Source organism: Selenomonas sp. FC4001 (assembly GCF_000701565.1).
In the GTDB taxonomy this organism is placed as follows: Bacteria; Bacillota; Negativicutes; order Selenomonadales; family Selenomonadaceae; genus Selenomonas_A; species Selenomonas_A ruminantium_B.
In genome coordinates this window covers 19423-34343 of sequence record NZ_JNJF01000011.1, presented here as the reverse complement: position 1 = coordinate 34343, position 14921 = coordinate 19423, and the positions used below count along the sequence as shown (strand labels likewise).

Annotated in this window: 10 protein-coding genes; 9 read left to right on the top strand and 1 reads right to left on the bottom strand. The window is 46.6% G+C overall.

Features of this window, described 5'->3' with window-relative positions:
* Positions 1–168: 168 nt before the first annotated feature.
* The 5 genes from T320_RS05260 (at position 169) to T320_RS05240 (ending at position 8784) form a co-directional block, all read left to right on the top strand.
* A complete protein-coding gene (locus tag T320_RS05260; RefSeq protein ID WP_081824778.1) occupies positions 169–2697 on the top strand; it encodes a DEAD/DEAH box helicase family protein in 2529 nt (842 codons plus the stop codon).
* A 12-nt stretch (positions 2698–2709) separates the two neighbouring features.
* Positions 2710–3393 carry a hypothetical protein gene (locus T320_RS05255; protein WP_143142237.1) on the top strand — a complete coding sequence of 228 codons (684 nt, stop codon included), beginning with the start codon at positions 2710–2712 and terminating at the stop codon, positions 3391–3393.
* Positions 3394–3534: 141 nt separating this feature from the next.
* Positions 3535–5010, top strand: coding sequence for an ATP-binding protein (locus T320_RS05250; protein WP_230578429.1), 1476 nt, complete (start codon positions 3535–3537; stop codon positions 5008–5010).
* 429 nt (positions 5011–5439) lie between these two features.
* Positions 5440–7281 carry a glucose PTS transporter subunit IIA gene (locus T320_RS05245; RefSeq protein WP_026759665.1) on the top strand — a complete coding sequence of 614 codons (1842 nt, stop codon included), beginning with the start codon at positions 5440–5442 and terminating at the stop codon, positions 7279–7281.
* Positions 7282–7338: 57 nt separating this feature from the next.
* Positions 7339–8784: a glycoside hydrolase family 32 protein gene (locus T320_RS05240; RefSeq protein WP_037353681.1), complete on the top strand. Its 1446-nt coding sequence runs from the start codon at positions 7339–7341 to the stop codon at positions 8782–8784.
* Between the two features lie 81 nt (positions 8785–8865).
* Here T320_RS05240 and T320_RS05235 read toward each other — a convergent pair whose 3' ends face one another.
* On the bottom strand, positions 8866–9102 hold the full coding sequence (locus tag T320_RS05235) for a hypothetical protein (protein WP_026759667.1): 237 nt from the start codon (positions 9100–9102) through the stop codon (positions 8866–8868).
* Positions 9103–9558: 456 nt separating this feature from the next.
* On the opposite strand from T320_RS05235, the gene trkA reads away from it, so the two are divergent.
* Genes trkA through T320_RS05215 form a run of 4 tightly spaced genes read left to right on the top strand, consistent with a single transcriptional unit; the run spans position 9559 to position 14823 of the window.
* Entirely contained in the window at positions 9559–10911 is a 1353-nt protein-coding gene (gene trkA / locus T320_RS05230; RefSeq protein ID WP_026759668.1) for a Trk system potassium transporter TrkA, read from the top strand.
* Between the two features lie 32 nt (positions 10912–10943).
* Positions 10944–12416: a TrkH family potassium uptake protein gene (locus tag T320_RS05225; RefSeq protein WP_037353679.1), complete on the top strand. Its 1473-nt coding sequence runs from the start codon at positions 10944–10946 to the stop codon at positions 12414–12416.
* A gap of 3 nt (positions 12417–12419) precedes the next feature.
* A complete protein-coding gene (locus tag T320_RS05220; protein WP_037353677.1) occupies positions 12420–13871 on the top strand; it encodes a TrkH family potassium uptake protein in 1452 nt (483 codons plus the stop codon).
* 10 nt (positions 13872–13881) lie between these two features.
* Positions 13882–14823: an AEC family transporter gene (locus tag T320_RS05215; RefSeq protein WP_026759670.1), complete on the top strand. Its 942-nt coding sequence runs from the start codon at positions 13882–13884 to the stop codon at positions 14821–14823.
* The last annotated feature ends 98 nt before the right edge of the window (positions 14824–14921 follow it).

Sequence of the window (14921 nt, the reverse complement as noted above, 5' to 3'; positions counted from 1 at the left end):
TATGTGGGCAAAAATTATTTTCTTTACGCCAACTGTCAAACGCTGCGCTTAGAACAACCACTAACCGCCTCGTCAGAAGCTATTGCATATAAGCAATGATAGAGGAAAAATTTTTATCAATGTCGAAGTATTCGAATATGAGATTCTATTAGAAAGTGGGCGGCGTATATGAGTTATGCGGGAAAATGGGACTATACAATCAATACAACTAAGTCAAAGTCAGATGGAAGAAAGCTGATGATGCCTCATCAACAGGAGGCTGTAAATGCGCTAAATGCGTATTATGATTTGTCAGGTAACTGTACGAAAGAACAAAGTGGTTTACTCATAATGCCAACAGGAAGTGGGAAAACATTTACGACAATTACATGGCTTATGGAAAGTGTTATCCCTGCAGGGTATCGTGTTATCTGGTTTGCACATCGGCAGGAATTGGTGGGACAGGCATTGAAGGAATTTTGCCGTGTAGCTCCAATACTTTCAGAACATGGAATAAAGAAAATAAAGATCCTGCCAATATCTAGTCAACATGCTGGAATGTCGCAATCATCAGGCTATGATATAAATGTTTGTTCTATAATGTCCGTAGCTACCAGAAACGGTATGCGATTCATTCGGAGGATGCTGGGGACGCCAGGAGCTAGAAAAGTAGTTGTTGTCATTGATGAGGCTCACCATGCTCCAATGCAGTCATATCAGAATGTGCTAGAGAAAATTCGTCATATTAATCCTGCCATGATATTGCTGGGGCTAACTGCTACGCCAAAACGCTTACAAGATAATCAGGTGCTTATGAAGATGTTTAATGTAGAGGAAAATCGGGAGAAATATGGAAAGGGGTTTATTTACGAGGTTTCCTTACAACACTTAATACAATACGAATATTTAGCTACACCACGTTATATACCAGTCAATACAGAGATTCATGGTGATAAAGTATATAATATTGATGAAAAAAATATCAAGTTTTTCGAGCAATTCGGTGAATTGCCTGAAGCTGTTTTTGATAGAATAGCTTGTAATGTAGCTAGGAATAAATGTATAGTAAATCATTATTTGGATAATCGTAAAAAATATGGGAAAACTATAATCTTTGCAATCAATAAGAATCATGCGGAAGAACTATATGATATTTTTTCTACAGCAGGAATTGCCTGTGATTATGTAGTTTCGGGAAAAACTGATAACCATGATGTTATTCAAGCTTTTCGTGAAAATGCATTTGACGTGTTAATTAATGTTCAAATTTTAACGGAAGGAGCTGATGTACCAGATATACAAACTGCTTTTATGACTAGAGAAACAAATAGTGATTCACTTTTTATGCAAATGATTGGCCGAGCATTAAGAGGCCCTTATGCAGGAGGAACGAAAGAAGCTTACATTGTCGATTTTCACGATAAATGGGAAATGTTACATTTTTGGTTCAAACCGAAAGACTTGGATGTATTCAAAGATGTGGATGTACATGATATTATAGCGAATGATAAAGGATATAATGAAATAAATGATATTGTTGAAGATGAAAATTATGATGAAAATATTGAATTAGAAGATGATGAAAATACTGATGATGAGAATACTATCATTCCACTGGATGAATTTGTTGAAATATATCGGAATATAAGCAAAAATATTAAAACTAATTGGGAAGTAATTGAAGATCTTCCACGATGGCCTGTTGGTTGGTATGCGATTCCAAATAAGTCTGCTGTAATAGTATTAAATGATCAGTTGGAAGCATATCAAGATATGCAGAAGTATCTTGATGTTCTTTTGGATGAGAATCGTTCTGCTGAATTTATTAAAGACAATTATTTTGCAGAATGTACTCAGCCCTCTAGTGAAGATGTAGATAATTTACTTATTTATGCACAAGAGAAAAGAGAGTTGCCGTCGTACTATGAATTGGCAGAAACAGATATTGCTGATCCGCATTTTATGGCGCAGATGGTTTTAGAAAAGTATCCTGATTGTGTATATGATTTAAGTGGAAGAGCGATATATTGGCTACAAGAAAAGTATGAATCATCATCAAGAATACAATCCTTGTATCCACAATTTGTTTCTTACAGACGTGCAGTCGAAAATATATTATCAGCATATAAAAAAGCAGAAATATATAATGAGGATGAAAGGAAAGAATATCATTTAGTAGATGACTATTATGATATTGAAGAATTATCCAATGAGATTTATAGTGCGTATCCTTCATTAAAAACGGCAAATGTGATAGCAATTAGTTGGAGCGAACGAGTCGTTAAAAGCTGGTTAGGGATATGTCATAAATTAAGCTCGGATACTTATAGAATACGTATTAATAAGCTGTTATCTTCGCCGGATGTAAGCCGGGAGGCAATTAAATATGTGATTTATCATGAGCTTTTACATGCTAATGGATTATGGGCACATGATGAGAGATTTCGAGACACAGAATGGGAATATCCTAATTCAGACCAGTTGGATGGGGAATTGGATAGCCTGGCAAACAAGTATAAAATTGATTATAGAGAATTAAAGAAGGGGTATCATAACGTAGGACATAAAGAAAAAGATAAATTAAAATGTAACAATCATTTTAATCCAGAGGCAGCTGGTGTATTAGCAGGATATAAATACTGTCAAAACTGTGGATATAGACTTCCTGAAAGTGCAAAATTTTGTAATAAGTGTGGAAGACCTGCAATTTATGATTGATTACGAAATCAAATGGCAAAATTAAACTATAAGAAGGTATGTAAAATGAATGTTATTTTTTGTAAGATTACTTCCATGAAGTATTACAAAGGGGTTACTTTCTATGATCAACCTTCTAGAGGTGGCAGTTATATTGACGAAAATGGTACAGGTGGAGAGGTGACAAATTTCTATCCTACGAAAGATGCTGATGGAGAGGAAGTATGCTTTGGGTTTGTGGAACCTAAGCATAATCATGGAGTAACTAATACTATACATTTAGAAAATATTACAGGAAATATGGCTGATAAGGAGGCTGAGTATGTAGATGATGTTCTTGTGATATGGTGTGCTACGTTAGATACTCATCATCCCGCAGTGGTTGGATGGTATAAAAATTCTACTTTTTATAGAACAATACAAGAAGTAATGATTGATGATTATTACTATCCTTATAATGCGTTAGCTAAGGCTGATGATTGTGTTTTGTTACCGAGAAATGAGCGTGATAAGGGGATTTGGAGCATACCAGTATCCAGGTATGATGGCTATGGATTTGGGCAATCTATGATATATTATCCACAGTCAGATTTTGATAAACAGAAGGTAAAAAAGATTATTGAGTCTATTGAGTCCTATGCTGGGAATAATTGGTTAAGAGTTTTTAATGAAGACCAAGAACCAAAACCGGAAAAGAAGTATTTTTGGCAAAAATAGAGTATGGAAAATGGTTAAGCAATGAATGGTTATTATGATATCGACAAATATATGTTAATAGATTATAATGATTAAGTTGAGCGTATTTTTAGAGCAGTGTATATTATTCGCACATAAGAGTTGATGAAGAGAGGGAAAAAATTGGCAATCCAATCACATATTAATCCTTTCCTTAATTTGGAGTATATGCAAAATGAAAATGAGAATAAATATTTTGATAGGAAATCTGCAAAAATCAAGCCTGCTGATTTAGCTCCCTTAATATCGGCTTTTGCAAATGCAGATGGTGGTACGATTGTTATAGGAATTAGTGATAAGAGCCGCAGGTTAGAGGGAATAAATTCTGTAGGTGAAGAGCGTGTGAATGGATTGATAGCTGCACGTAAAGATTGTTGTAAGCCTATGCCTCAATGCGATGAAGAATTTTTAGAAATAGAAAATGAAGAGGGGCAGCAGGACAGATTATTATTGCTTCATGTACAAAAGAGTATAGATCAAATTATCCGTACAAGTGATGACCGTACGTATTTGCGTATAGGAGATAAGACAAAGGAACTTCGTGGCGAAGATTTGATAAATCTCGAATATGCTAAAAGCACGCGTCATTTTGAGGACGAAATCAATAGGGATGCGACTTTAGAGGATTTGGATGAGGAGCTGCTTAGGGAATATCGTCATAGGTTAGATGCAGATGAGTCTACAGATTGGCAAGTGCTGAATGCAAGAGGTTTTATCAAGAAAGTGGACGATAGAGACTATCTGACAAATGCAGCAGTATTGCTTTTTGCCAGGAATATAGCTAAGTTCTATCCTAATTGCCGTGTGCGCTTTTTGCGTTATGAAGGAGACTCGGCTAAAACAGGAACAAGAATAAATATCATTCGAGACAAGAGCATAGAGCTTCCGCTGCTACGGATAATTGATGCAGCAAGGGAGTTCATTGCCACGCAGTTAAGAGAATTTACTATGTTGGATGTTAGGGAAGGAAAATTTCGTGTTGTGCCAGAGTACCCTGATTTTGCATGGCTGGAGGGAATTGTAAATGCAGTAACTCACCGTGAATATGCTATGAGTGGCAATTTTATTAAAGTAAGTATGTATGACGACCGTTTAGAAGTGGAAAGCCCTGGCCGTTTGCCTAATATTGTGACGCTAGAGAATATCAAGGAAACTCGGTATTCCAGAAATCCGCGGATTTCTCGTGTTATGACGGAATTTGGTTGGGTAAGGGAGCTTAATGAAGGCGTGAACCGTATATACAGTGATATGGCAGAGTTCTTTTTGGATGAGCCAGTGTACAGCGAAAATGGTGAAACATTGAAATTAGTCTTGAAGAATAATATTGTAATGCGCAGGATGCGTCGAGAATTGTATGCACTGAACAATGTAGGTATTTCGGTCTGGAGACAGCTTGACTATATGGAACAGGCTATATTGGCATATATATTAAATCGTGGGAACGCTAGTCGTGCGCAATTAGCTGCTTATGTTGGAAAGTCAGACAATACAGTAAGAACACGACTGAATAATTTAATGAAGAGAAAGCTGATTAAGTCCAAGGGCAATAAATATGACCCAAATCGTACCTATGAAGCTGGTCCGGCAGTAGTGGAATAAAGTCCTTTTAGGAGAGTGGTGATTTTGCGAGGTTATAGGACGATTTTGCGAGGTTGACATTAAAGGAAATAGGATAGATCCCTGCAAAGCCTTTATTTTTACGGCGTTTGACACTATTTTTGATTTGCGAGGTTAAGCAGAGGTTTTGCGAGGTTCTTGAAAATGAAAGAAAACTAACAGGGCCGGAGCGGGGGCAAAAGGAACAGCGGCTTAGCGTAGTCGTGCCTTTTGCCCCCGCTTCGGCTGTACACAGTATCTTATTGTTGAGATGAAAGAGAGACTCTTGACCGTTTTTGACGGATTTTTGCAAGTTCAATCTTGACAAAGCGATATGGAACTTGTAAACTGTAAATATGAAATTGGTTTCATATTTTACCCTTGCAGGAATTATATTTTGAAGACGCGAATATTTAGAAGGAGGCATTTCCTATGAAGGAAATTCGTTTGGACAGCCCGCTGAAAGGCGAACTGGTGGAACTGTCCCAGGTGAATGACCCGGCTTTTGCCAGCGGGGCCATGGGCTTTGGTGCAGCAGTGAAGAACCCGGACGGGAAGGTTTACGCTCCCGTTGACGGTGAAATTACGGTGCTTTTTGAGACGAAGCACGCTATCGGCATTCATGGTGTGAACGGTGAAGACCTGCTGATTCATGTTGGTCTGGACACCGTGAAACTGAATGGCGAGCACTTCACGGCACATGTGGAGCAGGGTGCAACGGTGAAAAAGGGCCAGCTGCTGCTGGAATTTGACGGCGAGGCCATCAAGGCGGCAGGTTATGACATCACTACGCCGTTCGTTGTAACCAATTCCACTGAATTTGACAAAATCACCATCGCTCTGGGCGATAAGGAAATCGTTTCTGCTGAAGCTGAAGCCAAGGCCGAAACGGTGACGGCTGACGACGAATACGCGGACCTTCCGCAGGAAGCCCGCGTGGCCAAGCTCATTGAAAAATATGTAGGCGGCATGGACAACGTGCGCAATGCAGAACACTGCGCTACGCGCCTGCGCCTCATCATTAACGACAAGTCCAAAATCGATGAGAAAGCGATTGAAAACATCGATGGCGTAAAGGGCCAGTTCTTTGCAGCTGCGCAGTATCAGATTATCCTGGGCACGGGCTTTGTGGACAAGGTCTTTGCAGAATTCGTCAAGGGCACGAATTTCTCCGGTGTCAGCAATAAGGAAGAGGCTTATGCACAGATGACGCCGCTGCAGAAGATTTCCCGTACGCTGGGTGACGTATTCGTACCCATCATCCCCGTACTGGTGGCAACCGGTTTGTTCATGGGTCTGCGCGGTGCAGCACAGAGTCTGGGCGTGCAGTTCAGCGATAATGTACTGCTCCTGAGCCAGATCCTCACGGATACGGCCTTCATCTTCCTGCCGGCACTCGTTTGCTGGTCCACGATGAAACGCTTCGGCGGTACGCCGGTTATCGGTCTGGTGCTCGGCCTCATGCTCGTTGGCCCGCAGCTGCCAAACGCTTGGGCGGTTGCCGGTGGCGATGTGAAGCCCATTCCGATGGAAATCTTCGGTATGACCATTGGTATCGTTGGCTATCAGGGTTCTGTTCTGCCGGCTCTCGTTCTCGGTATCTTTGCTGCGAAACTGCAGAAAGCCCTCAAGACGGTAGTCCCCGATATTATTGACCTGATTGTTACGCCGTTTGTTACCCTGTTCATCTCCATGATTCTGGGTATCCTCATCATCGGCCCCATCATGCATTCTCTGGAAACGACGATTTTCGGTGCGGTTTCCGCATTCTTGCAGATGCCTATGGGGATCGGCGGTTTCATCGTCGGTGGTCTGCAGCAGGTTATCGTAGTATTTGGTGTGCATCATGTGTTTAACGCTCTGGAAGTACAGCTCCTGGCTACTACGGGCGTTGACCCCTTCAATGCCATCATCACCGGTGCTATCGTAGCGCAGGGCGGTGCGGCTGTGGCTGTTGCCATGAAGACGCAGGACCCGAAGAAACGCGCGCTCTACATTTCCTCTGCTGTACCTGCATTCCTGGGCATTACGGAACCGGCTATCTTCGGTATCAACCTGCGTTTCATGAAGCCGTTCCTCTATGCACTCGTTGGCGGTGCCTGCGCTGGCGGCGTGGCCAGCTTCCTGCATCTGGCAGGTACGGGCATGGGTATCACGGTTCTGCCGGGTACGCTCTTGTATCTTGACCATCTGCTGGAATATGTGATTGTAAATCTCATCGGCTTTGGGGTTGCCTTTGCGCTGACCTTTACGTTATTTAAGCCGGAAGAATAAAGAGTTGAGGCTGTCGCTTTCGGGTGGCAGCCTTTTGTAATAAGGAAGGTGACTCATATGGAAAAATTCAACAAGCAGGAAATAGATGAAAAGTTAAAAGCTGGTTTCCCCATGGAACACCGCTGGCATAACCGGTTCCATTTGGAAATGCCCTTTGGTCTGATTAATGACCCCAATGGACTGGCTTTTTGCGATGGCAAGTTCCATGTTTTCTATCAGTGGAATCCGCTGGGCTGTGAGCATAAGAACAAGTGCTGGGCGCATACGGCAACCCGGGATTTCATACATTACAGCACACCGGAACTGGCCCTGTGGCCGGATGATGTCCACGATAAGGATGGCTGTTACTCCGGCTGCGGCACCGTGGAGGACGGACAGCTGCGGGTGCTTTATACCTGCAACCGCAAGGAAGATGGCGTGCGGATTCCTGCGCAGCGTTTTGGCAGCTTGAAGGGCGGTCAGATTAAGAAGGAAGACATCATCGTGCCGGACCATCCGGAAGGTATTACCGGCCATTTCCGTGACCCCTATCTCTTTACGCGCCGGGGCAAGCGGTACTTTGTGATTGGTGCCCAGCGGGAAGCGGACGAAACAGGTACGGTGCTGGTTTACGAAGAAACTGCGGAAGGCTGGAAGAATCTGGGCGAGGTACAGACCCGCTTAGGGGAGTTCGGCTATATGTGGGAATGCCCCAACCTCGTGCAGTTTGGCAGTTATGATGTGCTGATTTTCTGTCCGCAGGGATTGGATGAACGAGCCTTTGACCGGCAGAACCTCTATCAGGCCGGTTATATCGCAGGGCATTTATCTCTGGACAGCATGGATATGATGCAGCATACCAAGTTCCAGGAACTGGACAAGGGCTTTGATTTTTACGCACCGCAGGTGCTGACGCATGAAGGACGCCAGATTCTGATTGGCTGGATGGGGATGCCTGACAAGGATAACGAATATCCCACGGCGGAAAAGGGCTGGCAGTACAGCCTGACCATGCCGCGTGAGCTGCGTCTGCGTCAGGGCCATATTTACTCCCGTCCGGCGCGGGAAATGAAGGATTTGCGCATTGCGGAAACGGCAGTGGAACTGGAAGCTGAGAATACGACAGCAATCAGCCGCACGCTCTTTGACGGTTCGGAAATTCTTCTGGATATGGAACTCGGAGAAAGCAAGGAAATCGTCATCACCATTGCCTTTGGTGCGGAGAAGCTGCGCTTTATCTATGACCTCAAGGCGCAGGTTATGTCCATTGACCGCAATGAAATGCGCAATGGCGGCCGGGGCGTGCGCCGCTTCCGCCTGTTTGCCGATGAAAATCTCTCGCTGCAGATTTTCGTGGACAAGACAGCGGTGGAAGCCTTCTTCCAGCATGGCGAAGGAGCCGCCAGCCTCCTGGTGTTCCCGGAGAAAAACATTCAGCCGGAACTCACCGTGGAATCCAATGGAAGACTTAAGTCCCTAAGCGGAAAAATCTGGCAGCTGGACGGTTTCAAATTCAACTGTTGAGCATATAAAAAGGAATAAGCCCCTGAAACCAATGGTTTCAGGGGCTTATTCCTGTCAGAAAACGGCTGGGGAAGCCGCACGTCAGTTGTTTACTGCGCGATTTTCGAAGGACTCTTTTTTCAGAGGAATTCGTCTAATTCGGTCGAAGGGGATTGACTCAAACGAATAACGAATATCTAAATACGCATCAGATCGATTAAAAATAACCTTCTTCAGGGAAAATTTTGAGGTCTTTTTAATGCGATTGATATAATACTGCGCATCTTCCGCTGAAAATGTTCCGTTCTCGATAATAACGCGGACGTTATCGACTATCATGGGGAAACACCTCCAACAAATAAAACACCGCATAAGCTACCTATTGGGGATTATCAGGGACGGTAACTTATGTTTCCTTGTTGTTAGCGAAGCAAAGGAATAGAGTAAATCCTTAACAACTCGATATACAGTATACACTATGAAACTCTCCTTGTGAAGTAGTAAAAGTTACCGATATTGCCCAAAAGTCCTAATTCACATGGAATTATTCCCAGTGAAGGAGCTTTATATAAAAATCTCGCCTGTTTTTGACGGATTTTAGCGATTTTTGACGGTTTTTTTGTAATCTGGTCATATAAATGTTTATAATAAGGCAAACTTAGCAATATTTATTTTTGTTATGAGCATAGCGGGTTTTTTATGGATGAATTTTGTCTATCGACAAAGGCTGAAGAATGGCGTTATAATAAACTGAAAAAAGTATGAAAGATTGACTGCCAGCGGGGAGGGTGTAATTTGCGTATTATTGTTGTGGGAGCCGGGAAGCTGGGGTACAGTATTGCCGAGCTTTTGTCCAAGGAACAATTTGATGTGGTGGTTATCGACAAGGACGAAAGCCAGCTGGAGGCGGCCAAGAATACGCTGGATGTGCTGACGATTGCGGCCAATGGCGCCAGCCCCATTACCATGGACGACCCGGATGTGAGGGATGCGGATATTCTCATTGCGGTGACGGCCAGTGACGAAGTGAACATGGTGGCCTGTGTACTGGCCAAGAAACATGGCATCAAGCATACCATTGCCCGCATCCGTGATATGAAGTTCATGTCGGAGGCCAAGGATTATCTCAAGAAAAATTTTGATATTGATGTGATGCTCAATCCCGAGCTTATCACTGCCAACGAAATCAACCGGATTCTCATGACCCCGGCAGCATTGGACGTGGAAGACTTTGCGCACGGGAAAATCCGGCTCTTTGAAACGAAAATCCAGCGCAAATCCTCTTTGGCAGGGATTCCGCTGAAGGATATTCAGTTGCCAAAAGGGGTGCTGGCCGGAATGATTTTCCGCGACCATCGCATGATTATCCCTCATGGTGATGATTGCTTCCAGCCCCATGACAATGCCTATTTTATCGGGATACCCGAGGAAATCGAGAAGTTCAGCCAGAAATTTGTGCAGCGGGATGCCCGCAAGCTGCATAGGGTGCTGATTATTGGTGCCGGCCGTGCAGGACGGGCGCTGGCCCAGCAGCTGGATGAGCAGGGCGTTCATGTGAAGGTCATTGACCAGGATAGGGAACGCTGTCAGCTCATGGCGGGAATGCTCACCAACGGCATTGCCATCTGCGGGGATGGCACGGATATTGACCTGCTCGTGGAAGAGGATGTGGCCCATGCTGATGTGGTGGTGTGCCTGACGGAGGATGACAAGCTGAATCTCATGCTGGCACTGCTGGCCCGTCATCTGTCCGGCAATAAGACCAAGACGGTCGTGCGTGTGTCCCGCAATGAGTATGTGGAACTGATGGAGAAAGTTGGCGTCAATATCGTTTTGTCGGCACGATTGCTGTCGGCCAGTGAGGTGCTGGCCTTTGCTCGCCGCGGCGGGGTAGTATCCGTATCCCTGCTCGAAGGGGCCAAGGCGGAAGCCGTGGAAGTTATCGTACAGGAAGGTGCGCCGGTGGCCGGCAAGAAGCTGATGGAGGTAAACCTTCCGCGGGAATGTCTGGTCTGTGCTTATGTGCGGAACGGCGAAGCCAGCATCCCGAATGGTCATACGGTTTTGCAGCCTGGAGACAGAACCATCCTCTTTATCCAGACCCGGTTTTCACAGCAGGTTATCAAGTATTTCAAGGGAAAGGAATAGGCGCTTGTGCCTAAGGTCGCAAGAGTATGCGCATGGAAAAGGAAAACGGCTTGGAACTCTTCTGGCTCCTGATGGGGCAGATGTCTATACTTATGGCAGGGGCACTTATCGTGCCCTTTTTGGTCACGCTTATCTGGGGCGATACAGAAGCGTGGCTTTTTGTGCTGCCAGCGGCCTTTGCTTATGGACTGGGGCGCGTGATGATAAAAATGGGTTCCAGCGAGCACCGGGGACGGCAGCTTACCATTCGGGAGGGCGTGTACTTCATGTCCTTTGTCTGGTTTTTGATGTGCATTATCGGTTTGATGCCCTATGCCATTTCCGGGATATTTCCCAGTTTTCCGTCTGCCTTTTTCGAGGCCATGTCCTCGCTGACGACCACAGGGCTTTCCTGTCTGCCCTATGACCGCATGGAGCTTCCGCGGGGGCTGATACTTTGGCACAGCGTCATGAGCTGGCTTGGAGGCCTGACCTTTGTGGTGGTGATGGTTACGGTACTGCCGCAGGTCAGCGGTTGTTTTGGCCTGACTTTATCGGCCCGCCAGTCCATATTTTTCAGTCCTGTCTGGAATAAAATGGCCCAGTCGGCCCGGCAGGGGACGACTGTTTATGCCGTTTTGACGGTGCTGGCGGCGGGGGTTTTCTATCTGGCTGGACTGAATCCCTTTGAGTCGCTGCTGCGGGCCATGGTGACCATATCCTCCAGCGGTGGTTCTTCCGTGTATGCCTTCATTTATTACAATAATCCTGCTCTGGAACTGGCGGCCATGGCGGTTATGCTCATGTCCAGTTTAAGTCTGCTGCTCGTCTGGAAGGCCTGGAAAATCAAGAGTATCTTGTGGCTCTTAAAGGATACGGAAATCCGCAATTTCCTGCGGGTGGTTTTGATAACCGGGGCGGTTCTGGCAGGACATCTTTATGTTACGGGAACCTATGATTGGGTGGAGAGCCTGCGCTATGGCTTTTTCCAAACCATGTCCTTTATTTCCACCAATGGCTTTGTAGCGGCACCTTTTTGGCTCTGGCCATCCTTTGACCGCTATGTGCTCTTCCTGCTGGTGTTCGTGGGCGGCTGTATCGGTTCGGCAACCGGAGGGCTGAAAATCATGCGTCTATTGGTGCTCTTCCGTCTGACCTGGGCGGAGATGCGCCGTACTTTGCATCCTCGCATGGTTCTTTCCATCAAGGTGGATAAGCTGCCGGTGCCGGATAAAATCGTGGGACGAATTTTGGCCTTTTTCTATCTCTACATGACGGCGTTTTTCGTCTTTGCCATGATTCTTTCCCTGTCGGGCATCAGCATTATACAGGCTTTGGGGCTGGCGGCCGGGTGCCTGACCAGTACCGGTGCATCCAGTGCACTGTTTGGGCTGGAGAATCTGCATATTCTGCCGGATTGGGCCAAAATCTTTTGCAGTCTGCTGATGGTCATGGGCCGGGTGGAAATATTTTCCTTCCTGGTGCTGTTGGACATGGGCCGGCGCAGTTTCCAAAAGAGGTGGTAAGGGATGGATATACGCATTATTTACTATGTGCTGGGCCGTCTGGTCATGGCGGAAACCATCACCATGTTTATCCCCTTTGCCATGGCTTTGTGGAATCTTGAGAGCAGTGTTTCCGGTTTTGCGGTGGCGCTGGGGCTTAGTGCTTCGGTCGGTTTGGTTCTGCAAGCCAATGGCCGCAAGAGGGAAACGGATTTATCCATGCGCGAGGGCATTGCTATTACGGGCTTTGGCTGGGCTTTGGCAACCGGCTTGGGCATGCTTCCCTATGTCTGCGGCGGCTATCTCAATGCGTTGGATGCGGTGTTTGAAAGCATTTCCGGCTTTTCCGGCACTGGGGCTACAGTGTTTAACAGTCTGTCGGGGCTGCCTGCCAGCATTCTTTTCTGGCGTATGATGACTCATTGGTTTGGCGGGTTGGGCATTATCGTGATATTTATCGCCCTGCTGCCCCAGACCGGGCAGAGTTCTGTTTATATGTACAACGCAGAAACCACCGGGCCGACAGAAGAACGCGTACTGCCCCGGCTGAAGGATATGACCAAGGTACTCTTCCGCATGTATCTGATGTTTACATTTGTGGCGGCGTCGGTTTATATGCTCTGCGGGCTGACACCCTATGAGGCACTGACGCATGCCATGAGTACCATTGGGGCCGGCGGCTTTTCGACTTACGACGATAGTGCCATGCATTTTGACAGTCCGGCTTTTGAGTGGTGGATGACCTTCTTTATGATACTGGCGGGGGGCAACTTTGGCCTCTATTATCGTATCTGGCAGAAGGGCCCCGGGGTTATCAAGCGCAATTCGGAGTTCAAGGCCTATTTATGGATTCAGGGGCTGGCCATTTTGCTGGTGTTTCTGAACCTTGCGGCGACGATGCCGCTCGCCTTGGGGGATGCTCTGCGCTATGCGGCCTTTCAGGTGGGCTCGCTGTCCACTACGGGCTTTGTGTCGGCGGACTTTGAGCAGTGGCCGCCTTTTTCCAAGGGCATCATTTTGCTTTTGATGATGTGCGGGGGCTGTGCCGGTTCCACCGCCAGCGGTATAAAGGTGGTGCGGGTGCTGGTGCTCCTGAAAAATGCCTGGGCTGTGGTGCATCAGAAACTTTCGCCTCGCCGGGTGGTGGAAGTGCGTCTGAACGGCAGCCGGGTCAGTGAGGAAACCCTGCGGCGGGTAGGACAGTTCTTCTTTTTATACATCTTCTTTATCGCTTTTTGGGCTCTGCTGTTGACCTTGGATGGTATTGAAGTTTTTGATGCCCTGGGCCTCAGCGTCAGCACCATGGGCAATATTGGCCCGGCTTTCGGCATTGCCGGGGCAACTTGCACATATGCAGGCTTATCGGTGTTCAGCAAAAGCATTCTGTGCATTTCTATGCTGCTTGGCCGTTTGGAAATGTTTACCCTGCTGGTTATGCTGACGCCGGATTTTTGGCAGAAAGGAAATCGGTGGTAAGTCAATGGATATGATGAATAATTTTTGGGTAGCGGTAGGGGCCGTAGTGCCGCTCTTTACCCTGCTCTTTATGGGGCTGGTCATTAAAAAGCTGAAGCTTATGACGGACTCGGAACTGGCTCATACCAACCGCATGGTCTTTACTCTGTTTTTCTTCTGCATGATGTTTTATAACATCTACACCACGGATTTGGCCCATACGGTGCGGCCTTACCTGATGCTGTTCGGCGGCGCGGGGGTCTTGCTGGTATGCCTGCTGGCGGGCATGCTGACCTGCTTTTTTGACAAGGACAATCGCCATCGGGGAGCCATGATTCAGGCCATCTTCCGCAGCAATTTCGTGCTGTTCGGCATTCCGATTGTCGGCAATATCTTCGGTGATTCGGCACTGGCCATTCCGTCCATGATGATTGCGGTGATTGTGCCCATCTATAACGTGCTGGCAGTGTTCGTGCTGGAAACCTTCCGCGGGGGGCGTTTTGCCCTGTGGCCGATTCTGCTGGGCATTCTCAAAAATCCCATGATTATGGGGGCGATTGTGGCTGTTATCCTGCGGCTTATTGACTTCCCCGTGCCCAAGCCGGTGCTCAAAGGGATTGGGCAGGTGGCGGCGGCCACAACACCAGTGGCGCTGATTATCCTGGGCGCATCCTTCAAGGGTGGGAGTTTTCACAATCATCTGCCCCAGCTCATCAGTTGCGTGACGGCAAGGCTCGTTATCGTGCCGGCAGTGGCACTGAGTCTGGCGATTTATTTGGGTTTTCGGGATATTGAACTCGTGACACTTTTGGCTATCTTTGCCTCCCCCTGCGCCGTGGCCAGCTTCGCCATGGCACAGCAAATGGGAAGTGATGCGGATTTGGCCGGGAACTGCGTCGTGTATACCACAGGGTTGTCGTGCTTTACCATATTCTGCTGGGTGTTTGTGCTGAAAACATTGGGGCTGTTTTGAGCGGGAAATTCTTGTATTTAAGGCCCGCTCATGATATACTTTATATGTACAGAGGCGGTAGCCAATCCGTTTCTAACCGTTTGAGCTTGAGGTTCATC